Source organism: Myceligenerans pegani, assembly GCF_014892515.1.
GTDB lineage: Bacteria > Actinomycetota > Actinomycetes > Actinomycetales > Cellulomonadaceae > Myceligenerans > Myceligenerans pegani.
This window is the reverse complement of the sequence record NZ_JADBGR010000043.1, coordinates 53,151-66,953: the sequence shown is the minus strand read 5'-3', so window position 1 is coordinate 66,953 and position 13,803 is coordinate 53,151. Positions and strand designations below refer to the sequence as shown.

General features: G+C 71.4%; 11 protein-coding genes. 7 read left to right on the top strand and 4 right to left on the bottom strand.

Annotation, left to right across the window (positions count from 1 at the left end):
- Nucleotides 1-12: 12 nt before the first annotated feature.
- The 3 genes from eno to IIE03_RS02935 all read right to left on the bottom strand — a co-directional run bounded on the left by eno (nucleotide 13) and on the right by IIE03_RS02935 (nucleotide 2,846).
- Entirely contained in the window at nucleotides 13-1,293 is a 1,281-nt protein-coding gene (gene eno, locus IIE03_RS02945; protein ID WP_192861228.1) for a phosphopyruvate hydratase, read from the bottom strand.
- Between the two features lie 213 nt (nucleotides 1,294-1,506).
- Nucleotides 1,507-2,244 (bottom strand): hypothetical protein, encoded by a 738-nt coding sequence (locus IIE03_RS02940; protein ID WP_192861227.1) that lies wholly within the window; start codon nucleotides 2,242-2,244, stop codon nucleotides 1,507-1,509.
- On the bottom strand, nucleotides 2,241-2,846 hold the full coding sequence (locus IIE03_RS02935) for an RNA polymerase sigma factor (RefSeq protein WP_192861226.1): 606 nt from the start codon (nucleotides 2,844-2,846) through the stop codon (nucleotides 2,241-2,243). The genes IIE03_RS02940 and IIE03_RS02935 overlap by 4 nt, the downstream gene beginning before the upstream one ends.
- A gap of 206 nt (nucleotides 2,847-3,052) precedes the next feature.
- Here IIE03_RS02935 and IIE03_RS02930 point away from each other — a divergent pair, with 206 nt between their 5' ends.
- Nucleotides 3,053-3,451 (top strand): PPOX class F420-dependent oxidoreductase, encoded by a 399-nt coding sequence (locus tag IIE03_RS02930; protein ID WP_192861225.1) that lies wholly within the window; start codon nucleotides 3,053-3,055, stop codon nucleotides 3,449-3,451.
- A gap of 128 nt (nucleotides 3,452-3,579) precedes the next feature.
- Here IIE03_RS02930 and IIE03_RS02925 read toward each other — a convergent pair whose 3' ends face one another.
- Nucleotides 3,580-4,329: a nucleoside triphosphate pyrophosphohydrolase gene (locus IIE03_RS02925; protein ID WP_192861224.1), complete on the bottom strand. Its 750-nt coding sequence runs from the start codon at nucleotides 4,327-4,329 to the stop codon at nucleotides 3,580-3,582.
- 150 nt (nucleotides 4,330-4,479) lie between these two features.
- On the opposite strand from IIE03_RS02925, the gene IIE03_RS02920 reads away from it, so the two are divergent.
- The 6 genes from IIE03_RS02920 to IIE03_RS02895 all read left to right on the top strand — a co-directional run bounded on the left by IIE03_RS02920 (nucleotide 4,480) and on the right by IIE03_RS02895 (nucleotide 13,801).
- Entirely contained in the window at nucleotides 4,480-4,935 is a 456-nt protein-coding gene (locus tag IIE03_RS02920) for a helix-turn-helix domain-containing protein (RefSeq protein WP_225997158.1), read from the top strand.
- A complete protein-coding gene (locus IIE03_RS02915) occupies nucleotides 4,932-5,339 on the top strand; it encodes a HepT-like ribonuclease domain-containing protein (RefSeq protein WP_193107577.1) in 408 nt (135 codons plus the stop codon). Before IIE03_RS02920 ends, IIE03_RS02915 begins: the two co-directional genes overlap by 4 nt.
- A 56-nt stretch (nucleotides 5,340-5,395) precedes the next feature.
- Entirely contained in the window at nucleotides 5,396-6,916 is a 1,521-nt protein-coding gene (locus IIE03_RS02910) for an ABC transporter permease (protein WP_192861222.1), read from the top strand.
- 81 nt (nucleotides 6,917-6,997) lie between these two features.
- Nucleotides 6,998-7,675 (top strand): ABC transporter ATP-binding protein, encoded by a 678-nt coding sequence (locus IIE03_RS02905; protein WP_192861221.1) that lies wholly within the window; start codon nucleotides 6,998-7,000, stop codon nucleotides 7,673-7,675.
- 114 nt (nucleotides 7,676-7,789) lie between these two features.
- Nucleotides 7,790-11,962, top strand: a complete 4,173-nt coding sequence (locus IIE03_RS02900) for an endo-1,4-beta-xylanase (protein ID WP_192861220.1) — start codon at nucleotides 7,790-7,792, stop codon at nucleotides 11,960-11,962.
- 195 nt (nucleotides 11,963-12,157) lie between these two features.
- A complete protein-coding gene (locus IIE03_RS02895; RefSeq protein WP_192861219.1) occupies nucleotides 12,158-13,801 on the top strand; it encodes a peptide ABC transporter substrate-binding protein in 1,644 nt (547 codons plus the stop codon).
- Nucleotides 13,802-13,803: the final 2 nt, after the last annotated feature.

The following is a 13,803-nucleotide window of genomic DNA, read 5'->3' as shown; positions in this document are numbered from 1 at the left end:
GCGGCCTGCGACTCAGCCCTCGAAGCGGGGGAACGCCGTGCGACCGGCGTACACGCCCGCGTCGTCCAGGGCGTCCTCGATGCGCAGGAGCTGGTTGTACTTGTTGATGCGCTCGCCGCGGGCGGTGGCGCCGGTCTTGATCTGGCCGGCGTTCGTGGCCACGGACAGGTCCGCGATCGTGGTGTCCTCCGTCTCGCCGGACCGGTGGCTCGTCATCGTGGTGAAGCCGTTGCGCTGGGCCAGCGTGACGGCGTCGAGCGTCTCGGTCAGCGTGCCGATCTGGTTGAGCTTGACCAGCAGCGAGTTCGCCGACTTCTCCGCGATGCCGCGGGCCAGGCGCTCCGGGTTGGTGACGAACAGGTCGTCGCCCACGATCTGCACCTTGTCGCCCACCGACTCCATGAGCGCCGACCACGCGCCCCACTCGTCCTCGCTCAGCGGGTCCTCGATGGAGACCAGCGGGTAGTCGGCCACGAGCTGCTCGTAGTAGCCGATCATCTCCTCGCTCGACTTCTTGCCGCCCTCGAAGGAGTAGGAGCCCTCGGCGAAGAACTCCGTGGAGGCCACGTCGAGCGCGAGCGCGACGTCGGTGCCCGGCGCGTAGCCGGCCTTCTCGATCGCGACGAGGATCAGGTCCAGCGCCTCGCGGTTGCTCGCGAGGTTCGGCGCGAAGCCGCCCTCGTCGCCGAGCCCCGTGGCGAGGCCCTTCTCCTTCAGCACCGATTTGAGGGCGTGGTACACCTCGGCGCCGGTGCGCAGCGCCTCCTTGAAGGTCGGGGCGCCGATCGGCGCGATCATGAACTCCTGGATGTCCACGTTGGAGTCCGCGTGGGACCCGCCGTTCAGGATGTTCATCATCGGGACGGGTAGCACGTGCGCGTTCGGCCCGCCGACGTAGCGGAACAGGTCCAGGCCGGCCGACTTCGCCGCGGCCTTGGCGACCGCGAGCGACACGCCCAGCACCGCGTTGGCGCCGAGGTTCGCCTTGTTCGGGGTCCCGTCCAGCTCCAGCATCGTCGCGTCGACGATGCGCTGCTCCTCGGCGTCGTACCCGATCAGCTCGGGCGCGATCTGGTCGTTCACCGCGGCGACGGCCTGCTCCGTGCCCTTGCCCAGGTAGCGGCTCTTGTCGCCGTCGCGCTTCTCGACGGCCTCGAACGCGCCGGTCGACGCGCCCGACGGCACGCCGGCGCGGGCGTAGGTGCCGTCGTCCAGGACGATCTCGACCTCGACGGTCGGGTTGCCGCGCGAGTCCAGGATCTCGCGTGCTCCAACGGCTTCGATGCTAGCCACGGGTTCTCCTCGATCAGGTTGTTGCTCGGAGGTTACGGCCCCCAGCCTATGGCCAAGCCCGGCAGCAGGTGGTCCCCTGGACCGACCAGCGGACACGGGGATGTCGTGGTCGAGGTCGGCCGGTCACAGCCGCCCCGTCAGAACCGACGCCGCGGGTGATCGCGGATCACCGGGCTGCGACCCGGAACGCACCGGACCAGTCCATCAGTTCCATCAGTCCAGCGTTGCCGGGCTGTAGACGACGATCTGGACGTCCTCCACGCGCATCTCCCAGAGGGTGCACTCGAACCGGTCGCCGGTCTCGAGCGCCGTCGGGGAGAGTTCGTAGTCCGGGCCGAGCAGCCCTTCGACGAGCGCGAGCGCCTCGTCCCGACCGATGCACCTCCCGCCACCCTCGGACGCCTCGACGGAGGTGAGCGTCCTGTCGTAGGGCGGCCCGGCGTCTTCCTCGGCGACACGCATCGCGATGGCCGCGGCCGTCTCCGCCTCGACGAAGCTCCAGGAGCACGTCCCGTCCACACTGTGGGCGCCGTGCGTGGTGCCCCCGATCTTGAAGTCGGCCTGCCGCCAGTAGGATTCCATCCGGTCGATGTCCTCGTCCGTCCCCGTAGGACAAGGCCGCTGGACCCAGTCGACCGGGCCCGACACGGACGGGCTCGCCTCGGGCTCCTGGTCGACCAGCGTCTCGATGACGCGCGCCGAGAACGCGTCTCCCGCGACGGACCCCAGGACACCGGAGGCGTACGCCGCACCCCCGCCCGCGAGGACCAGGCCGAGTCCCCCCACCAGCATCGTCCCCCGCAGCATGCGGCGACGGACCTGCTTCGTGCTCCGCTCACTCATCATGATCCCCTCCCTGAGGGCGTCGAACGCCCCCGGGTCGACGGCGTCGAGGCGTGCCGACCTCGCAGGGTCCGCCGCGCGCAGCGCGTCCATGGCGTCCTGGTTCATCGGGCCTCCTCGACTCCGGAGCGAGCACTCGCCCACTCACTCATGACGTGTCCGGTCCGCCGCGAGCGTTTCCGCGCGTCGCCGGAGGCCGGCTCGTCGCCGGACGTGATCAACGTCAGGCGCTCGGCGAGCCGGCGCCGCGCCCGGTGCAGCCGCACCCGGACCGCTGCCCGCGACAGACCCAGGACCACCGCGATCTCGTCCCGGGCCAGCTCCTCCCAGGCGACGAGCCGGAGGATCTCCTGGTCGTTCTCGTCGAGCCCGGCCAGTGCCAGCTCGACGTCGGACCTGCCCTGCAGGCCGGCATCGGCGGGCGGAACCACCTCCCCGAGCTGCGCCCGCAGACGGTCGGCGAGCGCGGAACGCCGTCGTTCGCCGCGGTGGTGGTTGGCCAGCACCCGACGCGCGACGCCGAACAGCCACGGGCGCGCCCGGCCCTCGCGCGGGACCTCGGCGATGCGACGCCAGGCGACCAGGTAGGTCTCCGCCACGACGTCGGCCGCGTCGGCAGGGTCGGAGACCCGGCGCACCGCATACGCGAGCAGATCACGGTTCGTGGCGGCGAAGAGCGCCGAGAAGCGCTCGTCGTCAGTCGTGGACATACGGCTCCCTGTTCGGCGGCTCACCGGCGTGTGCCGGACATCCTGCACATGTCCGGTCCCGTCCGGAGCGTTACAGGTGAGTGGGTCTCGCCCGAGAGGAACGGGGGCGGGCGCGGACCGAACGTCGGTCGCTCGCGCGGCGGCCGGGCGACCGGACGGGCAACCTCTCGCCGATGAGTCGGGTGCCTCCGCGTCGTCCACCCCGCATGACCATTCACGGCCTCGCCCGCGAGCTCGTCGCGGGCACGAACGTCGGACACCTCGCCACCGTGCTGCCGGACGGCGCACCGCACAGCGTCCCCCTGTGGGTCGACTGGGAGGGGGACCACCTCCTCTTCCTCACCGGACCGGACAGCCGCAAGGCACGCAACGTCGCCATCGACCCGCGTGTCGCGCTCTCGGTGCTCGACGCCGCCACGCCGCTGCGCAGCGCCTGGCTGCGCGGGCGCGTGACCCGCGTGGTGGACGGGGAGGCGGGCTGGGCGCTCGTCGACCGGCTCTCCACGAAGTACACCGGCGGGCCGTACCCGCGCGAGGCGGGTGCGCGTCAGGCCTACCTCGTCGAGGTCACCGGTTCCGGGGGCATGGACTTCGGCGCCGCGTGAGTACGGGGCGCGCTCCCCGTGTGGCCGCATGCCAACCTGGGCGCATGTCGCGTGCAGGGCCGGCGCGGGGGCATGCAGGGCCGGCGCGGCGGGCGATCGCCGATCGCCGGGGCATGCCGCCGCCGAACTCAGGCCCGGGCCGCCGCGGACTCGGCCGCGCGCACCCGCGCCTCCAGGGCGCGGCTCACGGCGCGCATCGCCTGCTCGGCGTCGACGCCGTCGGCCTCCGCTCGCCGCACGATGTCGAGCAGCTCCACCCCGTAGCGCCCCGCAAGCTCACCCGGCGCCGATGCCGGGCCATCGCCCGCCGAGCGGGACTCCGACTCGTCGTCGCCCTGTCGCCGGGGCGGGACACCTCCCCTGAGATCTCCCGGTAGCGCGGCGTCCGGCAGTCCGCCGTCGAACTCCTCGGCGAACCCCGCCCTGGTCGCGCGCGACACGACCTGCTGTGCGCGGGCGAGCGCGCCCTGCGCGAGCGGGATACCTTCCAGCACGGACGCGCGGCGCTTCTCCGCCCGTTTGGCGTCCTCCCAGCCCATGAGCACGTCGTCGACGGATCGGTCCTCGCCGTCCGGAGTGAACACGTGCGGGTGCCGCCGCACGAGCTTGTCGGCCAGTTCGCGGGCGACGTCGTGCACCGTGAACGGCTCCGGCTCCTCGGCGGCGATCCGCGCGTGGAACAGCACCTGCAGCAGCACGTCGCCGAGCTCCTCCCGCATGTGATCGCGGTCGCCGGACTCGATGGCCTCGGCCAGTTCGTGCGCCTCCTCCAGGAGGTACGGCACGAGCGAGGTGTGCGTCTGCTTCCGGTCCCACGGGCACCCGCCGGGAGAGTAGAGACGGTCCATGACCTCGACGGCACGACGCAGCTCATCCATACGCCGATGATCCCACGGCCCGTGCCCCAGCCGGCCCTGCGGCCTCCGTGACGCCGTTCCGCACCCGGCCCCGCAGCCCTCGCGACGCCGTTCCCCGGCCGGATCCGTCGCTGAGGAGACGAAGAACCCGCCGGTTGATACCTTTGATACATGAAGGGTGACCCGCAGCTCGGCCTGCGCGAACTTCGCGAGGCCGCCGGCATGACGCAACAGCAGCTGGCCGACGCCTCGGGTGTCGCGCGCCCCAACATCGCCGCGTACGAGTCCGGGCGCCGCCCGCTCTCCGCCGCCATGCGCGAACGGCTCGTCCACTCGATGCGGCGACCGTCCCAGGTGCTGGCCGAGCATCGGGAGGAGATCCTGGAGCTCATCGACGCCGCAGGCGGTGAGGACCCCCGCGTCTTCGGCTCGGTCGCACGCGGAGACGATACTCCGGCAAGCGATATCGACCTGCTCATCCGACCTCGCCCCGGTATGGGGCTCTTCCGGTTTGCCCAACTCCGCCAGGACATCGAGGACGCGTTGCACATCCACGTCGATCTTGTGAGCGAAGGCGGGCTCAAGCCGAAGCACCACCGGATCCGAAGCGAGGCGAGGCCGCTGTGACAGACATTCGCCAGGCGCTCACAGAGAAGTACGGCGAGCGCACCGTCACATCACTCGATGACTTCCTCGAGCACACCGGAATGGCTGCTCGTCTCGTAGCGGTCGGCCGAGACAGGTTCTTCGCCGACGAGTTCGTCATGCTCGCCGCCGAGGCGGTCGCCATCCGCCTCGGCGAGTCGATCAACCGTATGGACAAGAACTTTCTCGGCGACCACGGCCACCTGGGTCTCCGCCCGATCCTGAGCGCTCGCCATGTCATCGCCCATGGCTACGACATCATCGATCACGAGGTGCTCTGGGATGCGTACACCAACGACCTTCCACCGATCGCGAGCGCAGTCCGCCGCCTCCTCGACGTCCCCGAACCGGAGTCGGCCACAGCCGCCACCCTCCCGACCTCATAGCCCCGCCATAGCGTCACGACAGGTCGGGCCCAGTGGCCGCCGCCAGCCTCGGCCACATGTTTCTCACGTATCTGCGCAGGGAGCTGCGCAACAGACGTAAGCAGACGGCGGTCGTCGCGATCGGGCTCGCCGTCGCGATCGCGCTGGTGATGGTCGTGTCCTCCGTGTCGGCGGGTGTGCGCGACGCCCAGGCCGCCGTCCTGGAGTCGGTCTACGGCGTCGGCACCGACATCACTGTCACGCAGACGGCGGAGCCCGGCGAGGGCGGCGGGTTCGGGCCCCGCCGTTTCGATTTCGACGCCGAGGACGGCGAGGCCACCGACGAGGGCACCCGGGAGCTCGCGCAGGAGCGGCTCACCACGAATCCCGGAACGACATCGTTCGAAGCGGACGCGCTCGACGCCGTCGCCGGCCTCGAGCACGTCACCGGGGTGGCCGCCACGCTGGAGCTCACCAGCATCAGCTTCTCCGGCGAGATGCCCGACCTCGACCAGATGCGTGAGGAGGGCGGCGGGATCGTCGTCGGCCCGGGTGGCGGGGAGGAGGGCGGCCAGGGCGGGCCGTCGTCGTTCGAGATCGACCAGCAGACGGTCACGGGGATCGACCCGGCCGCGGCCGCCGTCGGGCCCCTCACGACGACCGAGGTCGCGGACGGCCGGACGTTCGAGGCGTCCGACGCCGGCCAGGACGTCGCCGTGCTCGACGCCGTCTACGCCGAGCAGGAGGAGATCGCGGTCGGCGACACGATCACCGTCGGTGGCACCGAGCTCGAGGTGATCGGCACCGTGTCGTCCACCACCGGCGACGGCGTGGAGACCGCGGCGAACGTCTACCTGCCGATCGACGTCGCGGCGACGCTCGCCGATCTGGAGGATCAGGTCACCACGCTCTACGTGCAGGTCGACTCGTCGTCGAACGTGGACGCCGTCTCCGAGGCGATCGCCGCGGAGCTGCCCGACGCGACGGTCTCCACCCAGGCGGACCTCGCCGAAGGCGTGTCCGGATCGCTGTCCACGGCGTCGTCGCTGGTCTCCACGCTCGGCACGTGGCTGTCCGTGATCGTGCTGCTCGCGGCGTTCGGGCTCGCGATCCTGTTCACGGTGTCCGGCGTGAACCGCCGTACGCGCGAGCTCGGCACGCTCAAGGCGCTCGGCTGGTCGCAGCGGCGCGTGGTGGGCCAGATCGCGGGCGAGTCCGTGGCGCAAGGGCTGATCGGTGGCGTCGCGGGCGTGGCGCTGGGCGGTCTCGCCGTCCTGGCGGTGAATCTCTCCGGGATCACGCTCAGCGGCTCCACCGGGGCACAGGTCGCGTTCGGCCGGCCGGGCGGCGGAGGAATGCGGCCGGGCACGGAGGGCGCGGGCGAAGCCGCCGTCGGCGGCCCGGCGGCCTTCGGCGGGGGCGGCGGGGACGGGCTGGCCGGCACGGTGTCCGACGTCGTCCTGCAGGCGCCGGTCTCCCTGTGGATCGTCGCCGCCGCGGTCGGCCTGGCGGTGCTCGGCGGGCTGGCGGCGGGCGTCGTCGGCGGGCAGCGCGCGGCGCGCCTGCGCCCGGCGGAGGCGTTCCGCTCGCTCGCCTGAGTTCGGTCCACGCGTGGCCGACCGGCAGGTCACGGACCCGCGGACCACAGCACGTCGTCGGACAACGAGAGAAGGCATGTGATGTATCAGATCGAGAAGCTGACCAAGACCTACACCCAGGGGAAGCGGACCGTGCACGCGCTGCGCGACGTGTCCCTGCGGATCGAGGACGGCGAGCTGCTGTCCGTCCAAGGGCCGACCGGAGGCGGGAAGTCCACGCTGCTCCAGGCGCTGGGCGGGCTGGACCGGCCGACGTCGGGCAGCGTGGTGCTGGACGGGAAGGACCTGGCCACGATGAACGACGCCGGGCTCACCCGGGTCCGGGCCGAGACCGTCGGGTTCGTGTTCCAGAACTTCAACCTCATCCCCACGCTGACGGCGCAGGAGAACGTCGAGACGGCGCTCGTGCCCGCGGGCATGACGAAGGAGGAGCGGGCGCGGCGGGCACTGGACGCCCTGGAGTCGGTGGGGCTGGGCGAGCGGGCGGACCACCTGCCGGACGAGCTGTCGGGCGGGCAGCAGCAGCGTGTCGCGATCGCGCGGGCGCTGGTGAAGAACCCGACCGTGTTGCTCGCCGACGAGCCGACGGGAAATCTCGACGAGGACACCCGCGACGAGATCATCGACCTGCTTGAGGGCCTGTGGAAGGAACAGGGCCTGACGCTGGTCATGGTCACGCACGACTCCGCGGTGGCGGCGCGCACCCCGCGCCGCATCCGGATCGCGAAGGGCAGGCTCAAGGAGCTGACGGGCGCCTGAGCCCACCGGCGCGGCCGCCGCAGTGGAATCACCCCCGCTGCGGCTGGCCTCGCTCCCCCCGGTGTGGCTACCATCACGCCCATAGCACCCGGACTGCGCAAGGGAGCGCCTCGAATGTTCGATCGAAATCGTTTCACACTCAGAAATCGTTTCACACCGGCACCAGCACCGGCACCACCGCCACCTCCAGCCCGCACCACCCGCCGCGCGACCGCCGCCGTCACGGCCGCGACACTCGCGCTCACGGGCACCGCGGCCACCGTCGCCCTCACGTCACCGGCCGCCGCCGAGCCCGTCACCGTCACCGAGGCCGACTTCACCGACGGCACCACCGGCGCCTGGACCGCCTCGGGAAGCGCCACACTCGACGTGGTCCCCGACCCGGACGACGCCGGCAACAACGTCCTGTCCATCACCCGCGCCGCCGACTACGAGGGCATCCAGTCCCCCACCGGCATCTTCGAGGCGGGCACCACCTACGACTTCTCGATGCGCGCGCGCATCGCCCCCGCCGCCGGCGGCGGGACCGAGCCGGCCTCCACCGGCGTCCGCTTCGTCATGAAGCCGGACTACGACTGGATCGGCAACACCACCGTCACGGCCGAGTGGACCACCGTCACCGGCTCCTTCACCGCGGCGGCCGACGCCGACCCCGCCGCCCTCCAGGCGTACATCGGCAGCACCGACCAGGACGGGCCGTACACGATCATGGTCGACGACATCCTCGTGACCAGCGAGGACAGCGGAAGCAACCCGGGCACCGCCCCCGGCGGCGCGATCGACCCGGTGCCCACGCCCGCCTACCTCGCGGACGGCACCGGCGACGTCTCCGCCCTCACGTTCGACGACGGCCCGAACCCCGGCACCACTCCCGCCCTGCTGGACTTCCTCGCGGAGCACGATCTCCGCGCCGTGTTCTGCGTCATCGGCCAGAACGTCCAGGCCGACGGCGGCGCCGAGATCCTGCGCCGGATCGTCGACGAGGGCCACGTGCTGTGCAACCACTCGACCGGCTACGCCGACATGGGCGGCTGGACCGCCGACCAGGTGCGTGCGGACATGGTCGAGAACCTGCGGATCATCCGGCAGGCGCTGGGGAACCCGAACCAGAAGGTCCCGTTCTGGCGCGCGCCGAACGGCTCCTGGGGCGTGACGCCCGAGGCCGCCGTCGAGCTGGGCATGCAGCCGCTCGACGTGCGCAACACGATCGCGGACTGGGAGACGCAGGACGAGGCCACCCTCACGGAGAACCTGCGCGCCGCGATGGTGCCGGGCGAGCTCGTGCTCGCGCACGACGGCGGCGGCGACCGCTCCGGAACGCTCGCCGCGGTCCGGACCGTGGTGACCGAACGACTCGCCGACGGCTGGGAGTTCGTGTTCCCGCAGGGCACTCCCCCGGCGTCGGGCCCGGTGCTGACCACCGACTTCGAGGACGGCACGCTCGGCGGCTGGGGACCGCGCAACGGCGCGGACGGCAGCGGCTTCGACGTGGCGGTCACGGAAGCCTACGCCCACGAGTCGACCTACTCGGCCGGGATCACGAACCGGGAGAACACGGGCGACGGGATCGGCCTCGACGTGACGGAGACCCTCCGGGCGGGCGTCACCTACGACGTGTCCGCGTGGGTCCGCTTCGCCGACGGCGCCGCGCCGGGTGACATCTGGCTCAGCCTCGCGCACACCAGCGGCGGCGAGACGACGTACGACACGCTCGGGCAGTTCGACGGCATGTCGAGCACGTCGTGGCAGCGGGTCACCGCGAGCTTCACGATGCCGTCCGCCGACGACGCCCTGCTCTACCTCGAGACCGCCTACAACGGTGAGAACCTCAGCGACTGGTACGTGGACGACATCGAGATCTCGATCCCGGAGCCGCCCGTCGTCGAGGACCTCACGCCGCTCCGCGAGACGACGGACTTCCCGGTCGGCGTGGCGATCGACGCGCGGGAGACCACGGGTCCGGCCGCGGAGCTGACGACGCACCACTTCGACCAGCTCACGCCCGAGAACCACATGAAGCCCGAGGCCTGGTACGACGCCGACGGGAACTTCCGCCGCCACCCCGACGCCACGGCCCTCATGGACTTCGCGGCGGCGCAGGACCTGCGCGTCTACGGTCACGTCCTCGCCTGGCACAGCCAGACCCCGGACCGGTTCTTCCAGGACGACGCCGGCGACCCCCTCCCGGCGGACGCCGCGGGCCGCGAGATCCTGTCCGAGCGCCTGCGGACGCACATCTTCGCCGTCGCGGAGAACCTCGCCGCGGACTACGGGCCCTTCGGCTCCGACACGAATCCGCTGGTCGCCTGGGACGTGGTGAACGAGGTCATCTCCGACAGCGGGGAGCACGCCGACGGCATGCGCCGCTCGGAGTGGTATCGCATCCTCGGCGAGGACTTCGTCGACCGGGCGTTCGAGTACGCGGACGAGGCGTTCAACGAGACGTACGCCGCCCCGCCGTCGGACACCGTCGCGGAGCGGCCCGTGGCGCTGTTCATCAACGACTACAACACCGAGCAGTCGGGCAAGCAGGACCGGTACCTCGCGCTCGTGGAGCGCCTGCTGGCGCGCGGCGTGCCGGTGGACGGCGTCGGGCACCAGTTCCACGTGAACCTGTCGATGCCGGTCAGCGCGCTGGAGACGGCCCTGGACCGGTTCGCCGGCCTGCCCGTGACGCAGGCCGTCACGGAGCTGGACGTCACGACGGGCACGCCGGTGACGCAGGCTTCCCTGATCGAGCAGGGCTACTACTACCGCGACGCGTTCCGGGTGTTCCGGGAGCACTCCGCCGGAATGTACGGCGTCACCGTCTGGGGCCTGACCGACGGCCGCTCGTGGCGGGTCGACAGCGGCGCGCCGCTCCTGTTCGACGACGCCTACCAGGCGAAGCCCGCGTACCACGGGGCGGCCGACGGCGAGCTGCCCGCCAAGCTCCGCACGGCGGACGTGTTCGCCGGTGACGTGCCGCTGGTCGAGGGGGCGACGAGTTCCCTGGAGTGGGACAAGCTCCCGCTGCACACGTTCACGGCCGCCGACGGGAGCGCCGCGTTCCAGCTCCGCTGGGCGCCCGACCACCTGACCGCCTACGTGTCGGTGGACGACACCACGGCCTCGGAGGACGCGGTGACCCTCGCGCTGGGCGAGACGAGCTACACGATCGCCCGCGACGGAGCCGGCGACGCGGACGCGGTGGCATCCGAACGCGACGGCGGCTACGACGTCGTCGTCCGGCTGCCGCTGGAGGCCGCCGCCGAGGGCGACACGCTCGGCCTCGACGTGCGGGTGTCCGACGGCGGCGAGGACGCCGGGGCGTGGAACTCGCCCGGCGCGCTCGGCACGCTGACGCTCGTCGAGGAGCTTTCCTGGACGGAGATCCCCGAGGCGACGACGGCCCCGGTGATCGACGGCGTGGCCGATGCGGCCTACGAGGCAGGCGAGCCGGTGGTGACCGCCAAGGCGATCCAGGGCGAGGACGGCGCGGAAGCTACCGTGTCGACCACGTGGCAGGACAGCACGCTGTACGTGCTGGCCGACGTGGCCGACCCGGTGATCGACGTGACGGGCTCCGACCCGTGGATCCAGGACTCCGTGGAGATCTACGTCGACGCCGGCAACGCGAAGAACGGCGGCTACCGCGCCGACGACACGCAGATCCGGATCTCGGCCGAGAACGTGGTGTCGTTCGGCACGGGCGACGAGGCGGACCAAGCCGCGCGCCTGACGTCGGCCGTGCGGCAGGTCGAGGGCGGCTACGTCGTCGAAGCCGCGATCGACCTGCTGGAGTACGGCGGTCTCGGTACGTTCCACGGCCTGGACTTCCAGGTGAACGACGCCACCGACGGCGCCCGGACCGCGATCCGCAACTGGGCCGACCCGACCGGGGCCGGCTACCAGTCCACGGCGCACTGGGGCGTGGGCCGGCTCGTCGAGGCGCCGGGGATCCGGAACACCGCGCCGCCGGAGATCACCGGGAAGGCGCGCCCGGGCCGGACACTCACGGCCGAACCCGGCGAGTGGTCGGTCGACGGCGTCACGTTCACCTACCAGTGGCTGCGCGACGGCGAGCCGATCGCCGGGCACCCCCACCCGAAGCACTCGGGAACCGGCAAGACCTACAAGGTCAAGCCGTGGGACGCCGGACACGAGCTGACCGTGGAGGTCGCCGCCGAGGCCGAGGGCTACGACCCGGTCACGGCCGCCTCGGAGCCGGTCACCGTCCGGCATCGGAGCCCCTGGCCGTGGATCTGGGGCTGGCTGCCGCCCTTCTGGCAGTGGCCCTGGCGCTGACGCCGCCGATCCCCGATCTGCCGAGGTAGCGGGCTGCCTCATCGCCCCGCTACCTCGGCACCGCACCACACCGCCGGGGCGGCGGCCCGCACGAGCGGGTCGCCGCCTCGGCATCGCGCCGGCCAGGCCCGCGCCCGGCGCACCGTTACCCAGCTTTTACTTGCATAAGTGCGCACTCATGCCAAAGTTACCGGTATGGCGCAGATCACCACCAGGATCACCGCGACCGCCGGCGTGGCCGCCGTCGCACTCACGCTCGCCTCCTGCAGCCCGAGCGACACCGAGGGCGGTGGCGACGACGGACCGGTCACCCTGGAGACCTGGATCAGCCAGGACATGGAGACCCTGTTCCCCGGCGACGCGGGCAGCTACGACAACATCAGCGTGCTCGACGTCGTCTACGACGGCCTGGTCCGGTACGACCCGGAGACCACCGAGCCCTACAACTACGTCGCCGAGTCCATCGAGCCGGACGAGGAGAACACGGTCTGGACCATCACGATCAAGCCGGACCTCGAGTTCCAGAACGGCGAACCCGTCGACGCCGAGGCGTTCGCGCGTTCCTGGAACTACACGGCCGACGGTGACAACGGCCTGTACTCCAACTACTTCTTCGGCATCATCGAGGGCTACGACGAGATGCAGCCCACCACGGACGACGAGGGCAACATCACCGCCGAGGGCGCCACGGACGAGCTGTCGGGCCTCGAGATCCTCGACCCGCTGACGCTCCAGGTCACCCTGACCTCACCGTTCGCCGGGTTCGCCACGATGCTGGGCTACACCGGCTTCTTCCCGGTCGCGCAGGAGTGCCTGGACGACGTCGAGGCCTGTGCCACGCAGCCCATCGGGAACGGACCCTTCCAGGTGACCGAGTGGCAGCAGAGCCAGGAGCTGACCGCCGAGCGGTGGGACGGCTACACCCTGGACGAGACACCCGACTACGACGCGATCCACTGGACCGAGTACGCCACGGGCGAGACCTCGAGCTGGGCCGACTTCAAGGCCGGTGACCTCGACCTCTCCTTCCCGCCGACGGCGGAGGTCGAGTCCGCGAGGAACGATCCCGAGCTCGCCGAGCGCTACGTCGAGCGCCCCGGCGCCGCCCTGACGTACCTCGGCTTCTCCGGCTACACCGACGGCCCCTGGAACGATATCGAGTTCCGCAAGGCGATCTCGATGGCGATCGACCGCGAGGGCATCATCTCGTCGCTCGGCAGCGGCCAGGCGACTCCGGCCGACTCCTGGGTGGTCCCGGGCGGTGTGCCCGGCGGCGAGGCGGGGACCTGCGAGTGGTGCGTCTTCGACCCCGAGGCCGCCCGCGACGCGCTGGAGCGGGCCGGCGGATGGCCCGAGGGCGAGAAGCTGCAGATCAGCCTGGGCGACGACGACGCCGAGGTGGAGTACTTCACCGCGATCGGCAACTCCGTCGAGGAGGTGCTGGGTATCCCGTACGAGCTCAACATCGACCCGGACTTCTTCACGACGCGCGCGGAGCAGGGCTACGACGGCATGTTCCGGAACAACTGGTTCCCGGACTACCCGCTGAACGAGAACTACCTCAGCTTCTACGCCTCGGGTGAGCCCGGCGCGGGGCACTGGGGCTGGTACAGCGAGGAGTTCGAGGCGAAGCTGGACGAGGCCGCGGCGGCGCCGTCGCTCGACGAGTCCGTGGCCCTCTACCAGGAGGCCGAGGCCATCCTCGCCGAGGAGTTCCCGACCATCCCGTTCCGCTGGGGCTTCAGCTCCACCTACTACAGCGAGCGCCTGGACAACGTGATCCTCAACCCGTTCTCGGGCGCGCCGATCCTGCGCGAGATCGAGGTCTCGGTCGGCTGAAC